Source organism: Carboxylicivirga litoralis (assembly GCF_025499605.1).
Lineage (GTDB): Bacteria > Bacteroidota > Bacteroidia > Bacteroidales > Marinilabiliaceae > Carboxylicivirga > Carboxylicivirga litoralis.
The window spans coordinates 135,944-144,986 of the sequence record NZ_JAFMVC010000012.1 but is presented as its reverse complement, the minus strand read 5'-3'; the positions used below and the strand labels follow the sequence as shown (position 1 = coordinate 144,986).

The 9,043-nt window shown below is 37.7% G+C and carries 6 protein-coding genes; 4 read left to right on the top strand and 2 right to left on the bottom strand.

Going from position 1 to position 9,043, the window contains the following annotated elements; all coding sequences use genetic code 11:
- Window positions 1-166: 166 nt before the first annotated feature.
- On the bottom strand, window positions 167-1,447 hold the full coding sequence (locus tag J1N10_RS12790; RefSeq protein WP_262327104.1) for a tyrosine-type recombinase/integrase: 1,281 nt from the start codon (window positions 1,445-1,447) through the stop codon (window positions 167-169).
- A gap of 252 nt (window positions 1,448-1,699) precedes the next feature.
- Window positions 1,700-3,532 (bottom strand): B12-binding domain-containing radical SAM protein, encoded by a 1,833-nt coding sequence (locus J1N10_RS12785; protein WP_262327103.1) that lies wholly within the window; start codon window positions 3,530-3,532, stop codon window positions 1,700-1,702.
- 404 nt (window positions 3,533-3,936) lie between these two features.
- On the opposite strand from J1N10_RS12785, the gene J1N10_RS12780 reads away from it, so the two are divergent.
- The 4 genes from J1N10_RS12780 to J1N10_RS12765 all read left to right on the top strand — a co-directional run bounded on the left by J1N10_RS12780 (window position 3,937) and on the right by J1N10_RS12765 (window position 8,975).
- On the top strand, window positions 3,937-4,431 hold the full coding sequence (locus J1N10_RS12780) for a YfiR family protein (RefSeq protein ID WP_262327102.1): 495 nt from the start codon (window positions 3,937-3,939) through the stop codon (window positions 4,429-4,431).
- A 36-nt stretch (window positions 4,432-4,467) separates the two neighbouring features.
- Window positions 4,468-6,789 carry a TonB-dependent receptor plug domain-containing protein gene (locus tag J1N10_RS12775; protein ID WP_262327101.1) on the top strand — a complete coding sequence of 774 codons (2,322 nt, stop codon included), beginning with the start codon at window positions 4,468-4,470 and terminating at the stop codon, window positions 6,787-6,789.
- Between the two features lie 171 nt (window positions 6,790-6,960).
- Window positions 6,961-7,470, top strand: a complete 510-nt coding sequence (locus J1N10_RS12770; RefSeq protein ID WP_262327100.1) for a DUF6155 family protein — start codon at window positions 6,961-6,963, stop codon at window positions 7,468-7,470.
- 602 nt (window positions 7,471-8,072) lie between these two features.
- On the top strand, window positions 8,073-8,975 hold the full coding sequence (locus J1N10_RS12765; protein WP_262327099.1) for an oxidoreductase: 903 nt from the start codon (window positions 8,073-8,075) through the stop codon (window positions 8,973-8,975).
- Window positions 8,976-9,043 lie beyond the last annotated feature (68 nt).

The following is a 9,043-nucleotide window of genomic DNA, read 5'->3' as shown; positions in this document are numbered from 1 at the left end:
CACTCTGCCTCTATCATGCAAAAATGATGAAATTCCTCTATTGAAAGGGTTTCGTCTTTTTCATGAGCACTATTAAATGCGCGTAAAAAATAGCTTTTTAGGAAAGGGTGTTTAGTCGTATCCAAACCTGCTATTGTTACTATGTCTTGGTAATCATGTGTGTTCATTAAACTATTTTTAAATGTTGTCCATTTTTCTGCCAATGTTGTAATAACAGCTTAGCGTGCTCTTCTGGTGTAACTTTTATGTACTTTAAAAATGCTTTTTCAGATTTATGTCCGGTTATTTGCATTATCGATATCGAAGGAAAGCCAGACTTATATAGATTTGTAGCAAAAGACCTTCTTGCCGTATGACTACTTACAAGCTCATACTTTTTAAAGGTTTTTGATGCTTTAAATCCTCCTTTAGTTATTGTCTTTTTCTCAATATTATCAAGTTCTGCTTTTTTACAAACCTCTTTTATATATTGATTGAATTTTTGATTTGATATTGCTTGGGGTAATTCGCCTTTGTATTTCTCAATAATACTCTTAACAACGGGATGCATCGGGATTATAACCTTATTTCCTGTTTTTATTTGTTCGATTTTAATAAAGCCATCTTTTATGCTCTCAGGTGTAATTGATGTATAATCGGAAAATCTACATCCGGTATGAGCCCCAACTAAAAATAGGTCTCGAACCTTGTCTAATCTGGGATTGTTTGTTAAATCTAAGTTGAAAATTTCATCAAGCTCAATTTCGTTTAAATATACGCTATCAGATTCTTCTGTGGTTATTTTAAAACGGTGGCTTTTGAAGTCTAGTTTAGTATTGATGCCTCTATCAGTTGCTTCATTTAGGAAGCCTTTTAGAATTGCAATCTGCTTTCCAATTGTATTAGTGGCATGTTGTTTACTTTGAGCTAAATATTGTGTGAAATCGTGGTAGAAATCAAGGTTTATATTTTCAAAGTCAATTGTTTTGTTGGTATCAGTAGAGAAGTCTTTAAGACAGTTGAAGCAGGTTTTATATTTTTTTAATGTTGATAGTGCTATTTTTTTACCAGTGCTAGGATTAATTCTGTTTTTTGACTGTACAATATAGTTTTCTATAAAAGAGAATAGGGTGATTTTCTCTTCCGTGTAATGCTCGGGATTAAAAAACTTATCAATTGTCTTTTTTAGCCAATCTTTAGGCAAGTTGGTTTTGTCATGGTATTCTAAAAACTCATCTTCAATAAATCGTCGCAAGTTCTTGATTTTATCTTTGAACTCATCTTTGTCTTTAATTTCTGCACGCTGTCTGATGCTTTGAGTGTCATTGCTCCAATTTTGGTGCAGGATGAATAAAGTGCTTTTTGAAGTTTGGTCAACTGAGGTTCCAGATTTAAATCTGATGTAGATATTAACTGGTTTATCTATTTTTTTCTTACTAGGTCGAATGAAGAACTTTATTGTTGCCATGAATTAGGGTTTTGATAAAGCAAATGTAAAAACTTTCCCCATATTTTCCCCGTAATGTTTAGATCTATTGAAATGTTATTGAACTTATTTTAATTAGAAATAATATTTGAATCTTATGTAGGCCTTTAAATATGGGAATTGAACGAGCATTTTGGATGTGTTGTAAAAAAGTGAGATTTAATAAGTTCGAGTCTTGTTCTGGGCACTACCGGAATTAACTACAATCGCTCAAAGTAATTTGAGCGATTTTTTTTATACTTCAATTACAGACACAATATTCGAAAACTCATTATCACAATAAAGTAGATAACTTGACTTAAGGTTGCCAAGTATTTCTTTTAAACGAGCTGAAGTGATATTCGGAAATTGATTCTTAACTTCATCAAATATGGAGCTTAAACTGCGCACTTGCTGATTACATGCCTTTAGCACAAACGCATATTCAGGTTCGCCAAAAACAATATTCTCTATCTCGGTGTCATTACAGTATTCGGTGTAGTATATAACACCTTTATGTTCCTGTACTTTATAGGTGAAGTTATTGGATTGGTAGTACTTTTCTACTTCAGTTAGTTTATCCCACTCACGTTGATTATCAGGAACATCTTTTTGATATCTGAACAGGTGAAAGCGCTCTGCGTTGTCAGAAAATGACTTTGGGAGTAAATATGATAAATCATCTGTATCGTAGCGGGCAATTTCATCATTGGGCAATAGTTTATAGTACCTGGACATGGATGATAAGACCAAAGTCACATAATTGTGCGAGAATGATACGACACTATCGTTGTAGAAAAAACGCAGAAAATGCAGGTTGTTGATGCATTCCTGAACATCGTCTTCTGTTTCGCCCGGTATGTGTTTGATAACATTGGTGAATGGATAAATTCCATTTTTCAAGGAGTATTTGACGAAGAAGATATTGTCGGAAAAGGTGTTGCTTTTATTCATCTTTTTAAGCAAACCATCTGACAGTCCGTCATAACCAATAAAGAGGTTTTTAAAGCCAGCAATGGCCATCTTTTTCATTAGCTCCGCGTTATAATGCGAATTAGGGATTATCTCAGCCCAAAATGAGAAGTCTTCTTCGGTTTCGTATTTTAGCTTAATAAGCCCATCCAGTAATTCGTCAAAGTGCTTTAAGCTTCCAAAAGTATCGCTATCAACAAATGTGAAGACTGTAAATTCATATCGTTGATATATTTCCTTTATCTCATTGATTATACAATCAGGCGTTCGTGTTCTTAGCTTGTAGCCTTGATTGAAATCGCAGAAATTACAGCGATGCCAATGACAGGAACGAATAGAATTAATAGGAATGCTCACTTGTTCCTTGTCTTCATATTCAGGAAATTGTTGCACGTAATCGCTGTAATCGGGATAGATATAATGGTCAAAGTCCAGATACTCACTTTGATTTGTTTCCGAGTCAATGATTTGTTTATCATAGCGATAAACTAGTCTCGGGACAGTCTTAAGTTCCGGTTGGTCTTGCTCAAGCTGCTGCATTAATTCAAGTAAAGGATATTCGCCTTCACCCCAGGTGCAGAAGTCAAAAGAAGAGCAGAGCTTCATGGCTTCTACTGCCACATTTTTGTTGCCAAAGCCACCGACTATTATCTTAACATGGGGGGCTGTTTTTTTTACTTCTTCGGCCAGGATTATACCCGGAATCCACTGGTTGTATTTCGCTGTGAGACCAAATAAGCTGATGGTGCTAAAATCTATAGTTTGAAGTTCGTGCCGGATTACTTTTAGTATTTCTTCTTTCTTATCGCGTAGAAAGTCACCGTAATAATGAGGATGAATGCTTTTGTGTTCGGGATCTAATGCTTGTAATTGCGAGATGATTCGTTTATTGCCTTTTGTGTTATTGTTTTGGTCGTTAATGATTGACAAAAAAGGTAATAAGCGTATTTCGGTATCCTCGCTATCGGAGAATTCACTCATAACTGATAGCTGGAAATTCCAATACTTTATGTGAGTGGCATAACCATTATCTACCATAAAACGCTTTAATATTGACAGCGAAATAGACGGTGTGTAAATATCAGCTGGAGGTAGACAATTTAAAAGTATCTGCATTGCAATTGTGTATAAGCGAAATGAATTTTGTGTATTTATCTACAAAAGTAGGAAAATATGTAGCAAGGTCTTAGTGAAGGCAGTAAATACTTATCGAAGCATCATTGGTAATAAGTTGTTTTTATTCAGTGTTCTAAGCTAATAAATGATAAGTGAAAGTTTGCAATAGGTAATAAAAAGAAACTTGTCCCTATGAAGCAATTTGTAATCTAATTGAGAAAAAGAGGGTGTTGGTATAATTCATCGATTATAAGTTTCAAAACATTGAGGTGATTCAGGTATTCGTCGAATATAATTTTTAAGGCGCTTTGAAAGTTGGATGTTTGAACTGAATATGAAGCTATAAGAACTTACTTGTTCGGCTTAGTATTTAGGGGAACAGTACTAACTTAATAATTGAATCGATGAAGAAACTATTGGTATTTCTTATGCTATTTGTATTGCATAAGCAGCTTCCGGCGCAGAACTACAAGTTTCAGGCCTTATTTATTTACAACATTTCGCAGCGTATTGAATGGCCAGACGTCAATAATGCTTTTGTTATCGGTGTGGTTGGAACGAAAGAACTTCAAAACGAATTACAAGCCATCGCTCAGAAACGTCAATTGTTTGGTCACCCAATAGAAGTGCGTGAGGTGTTGCCTTCAAAACTCGATGTGGAAGGGTGTCACCTGGTGTACCTGGCACGAACCATGTCGAGTAAAGTGGATCAAGTAAAATCACTCATTGCCTCCAAACCTGTTTTGTTGATTGGCGAAAAACCCGGCATAGAAGGCGTTGGCATCAATTTTATCGATAATTCAAAAAAGATAGAATTCGAAATTTATCCACAAACCATTAAGGCGCATAAGCTAAATGTAACCAGCTCTTTAATGAGCCTTGGGATCGTTAAGAATTAAAGATTATCAAAACCAATTTTACACATGTTTGAAATAATGAAGAAAAGACTGCTGATGACTGTAGCTGTGATGGTATTGACTTTGGTTAGTTATGCACAGGAGAGTTACAAAGTGGATGTTGAAGGGTTGACTTTGGAGCAGATAAAGGGATATACACAGGATGATTTACTTCAGTTCTCATTTGAAGATTTAATTCGCCTTGTTGAAAAATTTAAGCTCTCCTCCATTGATGAGCTGTATGCGATGTTGCTGAATCCAACGCAATCCACGGCCTCTAAAATGGAGGAAGATGTTTATAATGCACCTTTAGCCACAAGTGTATTAACCGCTCAACAGCTGGAGCAATCAGGAGCACGATCAATTCCAGAGGCCTTGCGACTAATGCCCGGAATCATCGTCCGCGAAAAAACTAATGGTAACTATGATGTGCATATTAGGGGCAACGATTATGTACCGCCGGGTTCAGATATTACTAGCACAGTGAATTCAACCACGCTGGTAATGATTGATAACCGACCTGTGTATAATAATTTTCTGGGCGCTACTTTCTGGGAGAATTTGCCGGTGGCATTGAACGATCTCGAAAAAATTGAGGTTATTTACGGTCCTTCTTCGGCCTTGTATGGCCCTAATGCGGTATCGGGTGTTATTCATTTAATCACAAAAAACACTGATGCCGAGGGTATCAAGAGCCATTTTGACGTGCAGGGAGGCGATCATAACTCACAGATTCTTTATGGTGATGTGTCGTACAAAAAAGGTAACTGGGGGCTTCGACTTTCGGCCAATTATCAAAATGCCGATCGTTTTCAGAATACCTATTACATTCCACAAATGGATACCTATGCTTTAGGGGATGAGGTTGGCCAAATAAACGCAGGCATTGATACCACTTATAATGCCTCTGCTTTTGATAGCGATTACTGGAATGCTAAACAACAGGGAGCCGTTAACCTTTTTGTTGAGTATCAACCATCGGATAAGTTGGGCTTAAACTATACGGGATCTTACCAATCATCTTCTGTTCAAACGGCCTATATGGATATTGGTTCCGTATTAACCACCCGCGTATCGTCGTCGTTTAGTAATAATTTCAACCTGCGTGCGGGTAATTTTGATGCCAACGCGTCTGCCACATTTGGGCGCTTAAATGCGATAGAAGGTTTGCCGGGTTATGAGTATGATTACATGGAGATAAACGGACAATTAGCCTACAACCTGAAGTATAAAAATCTGGTGATACGTCCAGGTTTGGAGTCTAATTATGCCTATTATTCCGATGAAGATTATGTGGATGTGTCGGCTAATCAAGGTTTGTTAAACGGTAATGCCACTTTAGGTTCATTGCAAGGAAGCCTTCGATTGGATTATACGGCTTTTAATAAACTGCGTTTGGTGGGAGCCCTTATGCAGGGCTACTTCTTCGAGCTGGATAAAAACTACACGTCATACCAGTTTTCATCATCCTATAAATTTGGCGAAAGCACCCTGTTACGTGCAGTGGCCTCCAAAGCCAACTCAAGTCCGTTTATATTGAACACATATATGAATCGTCAAATAGAAAGTGCGGCAGCAATGGGGCAGACTGGTAGCATGACCATGTTAAATCTGGGTAATAAGGATTTAAATCCTGTGGAGATGACTATGTTAGAGATGGGTCTTCGTCAAAAGATTGGAAAGAAGCTACAGGCTGATCTATCTGTTTTCTACAACCAGTCAAATAATTACTCGCAGCTGGTTAATGAAACGAACCAAACCATGCAAGCTCCCGGGGAAGGAGAGGGTGAACCAACTGAAGGTGCACCGGATGTAATGAATACGACCATCACTGAGACCGTACAAAATACAGCATTGGAGTCGGAACAAATAGGCGCGACCTTAAGTCTTAAGTATGTGATGAATGAGAAGTTTAATGCTTCACTATTTGCGACTTATCAACAAACAGCACTTAATCAGTTTGATGCTTCCAATGGTGTTATTTATGAGGGTTTAACAGGTGAGCCACTCAACCGGGCGGCCACTGGTGAAGAATCAGGTTATATTTCTATTGATCATGATTATACACCAACGGTCTACGGTGGAGCTTCATTTAATTACCAACCCAATAGGAAGTTGAACATTAATGCATCGCTTTATGCATATGGTAAACAAGAGTCGTTCTATAGCTTTGGACCAGATTATGTGAAGGTTGAAATAGATCCTAAAATTAGCGCTAACATGAAAGTTTCGTATGAATTGACAGACTGGATGAATGTTTACCTTAATGCCCGTAATATTACCAATCAATCGTCGCAGGAGTTTATGTTCTCCGATGAAACGGGTTCAAGTTATTTAATGGGACTTAATCTTAAGTTCTAATAAATGTAGATTAGTAATAACCTGGGTTCGAAGTGAAATTCTGAATTTAGGTTCATAATTAAAGGCTGTGTCAATAACGATTGATGCAGCCTTTTTGCGTTTGTTGAAAAATAAGCTTGTCTGCACTTGGTTATTTTAACAAATAACCGTTATTATCCTTATTTTTAAGGCATGAGCAAAAGAGACCTGAAACTTTATCTTCACGAATTAGATAAGAAGCAACTGGAAGATCAGATTATTGATTTATATACCCGCTTTAAAGAGGTAAAAGAATATTACGATTTTGCATTCAATCCTAAGGAAAATAAACTGATGGAAGAATGTAAGTTGAAGATTTCCAAGGAATACTTTCCGGTGAGTGGGCGTAAAGCTAAGATGCGCCGCTCGGTGGCTCAGAAATATATTCGTCATTTCATTCGCCTGGGAGTTGAGCCATCGCTAGTGGCTGATGTGATGTTTTATCACATCGAAATAGCTCAAACCTATACATCTGAGCAGTTTATCAAGCATGAGTCTTTTTATAAAGCGATGTTAAAGGCTTTTGAAGAAGCATTGCAGTATGTTAATGAGCATGGCATCAGAAATGAATTCACCGATAGGATAGAGCAGGTTGCTGATGAGGCCAGTGCGCAGTGCTGGATGAATAGTCAGGGTTTTGAACGGGTGCTTAAAGGACTATAATGGATACGAATGAAGGATGTTGCCGACTAAAAGTTGACAATGCTTTATTCAAAGCAGTAGAGGTATTAGTGAATCATCGGCTTCGGTGATTACTGTACCCATTGTAGTATCATATAGGGACTGGCTTTGGCGCTTCAACGATTCATGTTCGGTATTTCTTTGGCAATTATTCGACTACGCGCGTAGCCGAACAGTAGTCGAAGAAATACCGAAGCGAACCCGAAACGGGTAGCTAGAGGTGTCTAAAATGGGTCGAAAAGCGGTTAAGATAACCTGAAAATGTACTTTTATATGCTGTTTTAGGTGCGTTTTCATATTAAACCTTGTTTTTTCTAACGTTTGCTTGTTTGTGTTCTTAATGTAGATTAGAGGTATTTTGTCTTAAGTGGCAGTTGTTGAGCGTTTTAAGTGTTGTTATAGTCACAGTGTAATCACTGTTATTGACCATGTTAATTTCATGGCGTATGTTTGTTGAAACTTAAAACTGAAATATATGTTAACAGAACATCAAATCAGTAATATCGATACAAACATCTGTAATTTATATACGATTAGTTGAGTTTCAGGCTGCAATTTTGTATCCATCATTAAAACCTATCATTATGGCTACAACACAATGGAATGAAAGCAATATTCCTGATCAGACAGGTAAAGTAGTAATCATCACAGGAGCGACCAGTGGCTTGGGTAAACAAGCTGCAAAAGTATTGACCGCAAAAAATGCGAAGGTAATAATGGCTGTGCGCAACATGGAAAAAGGACACAATGTATTGCGTGAGTTGACGAAAGGCTATCCTAATCATACAACATCGGTGATGAAGGTGGATTTGAGTAGTCTTCAATCAATAGAGAAGTTTGCAGCAGCTTTTAAAGCACAATATAATCAACTGGATGTGTTGATTAACAATGCCGGTATCATGGCTTGTCCTTTTGCAACGACAGAAGATGGTTTTGAAATACAGATGGGAACGAATCATTTGGGGCATTTCGCCTTGGTTGGTCATTTAATGGATGTGCTGAAGAGTACGCCGGGCTCCAGGTTAGTAGTCACCTCCAGTATTGCCCATAAAATGACCAAAGGCATTGAATTCAATGATATCAATTGGGAAAAACGCAAGTATAAAACCAACACCGCCTATGCTGATAGTAAACTGGCTAATGTTTATTTTGCGTATGAACTGGTTAACAGGTATAAAACAGATCCTGAGGCACCGCGTGTAACCATTGCTCATCCGGGGTGGACCAGTACCGATTTACAGCGCCACATGGGTTTAGCCAGGCTATTAAACCCCATCTTTTCTCAGCAAGCAGATATGGGCGTATTGCCTACTTTACGTGCCGCTTTTGACGAAACAGCTCGTAATAAAGATTTCTTTGGACCCAAAGGAGCGCTTGAGTTTAAGGGCTACCCGGTAAAGGTAAATGCTAATAAGCTGGCTCAGTTAGAAGAGCCAGCCAGAAAGCTATGGGATATATCTGAGCAATTGACAGGTGTTAAGTATTAAAAAAAGTACGTGAAGGTATATGTGTGTGAAATCGAAAGAACAGCACTTGAATGGGATAATTTAAAAGC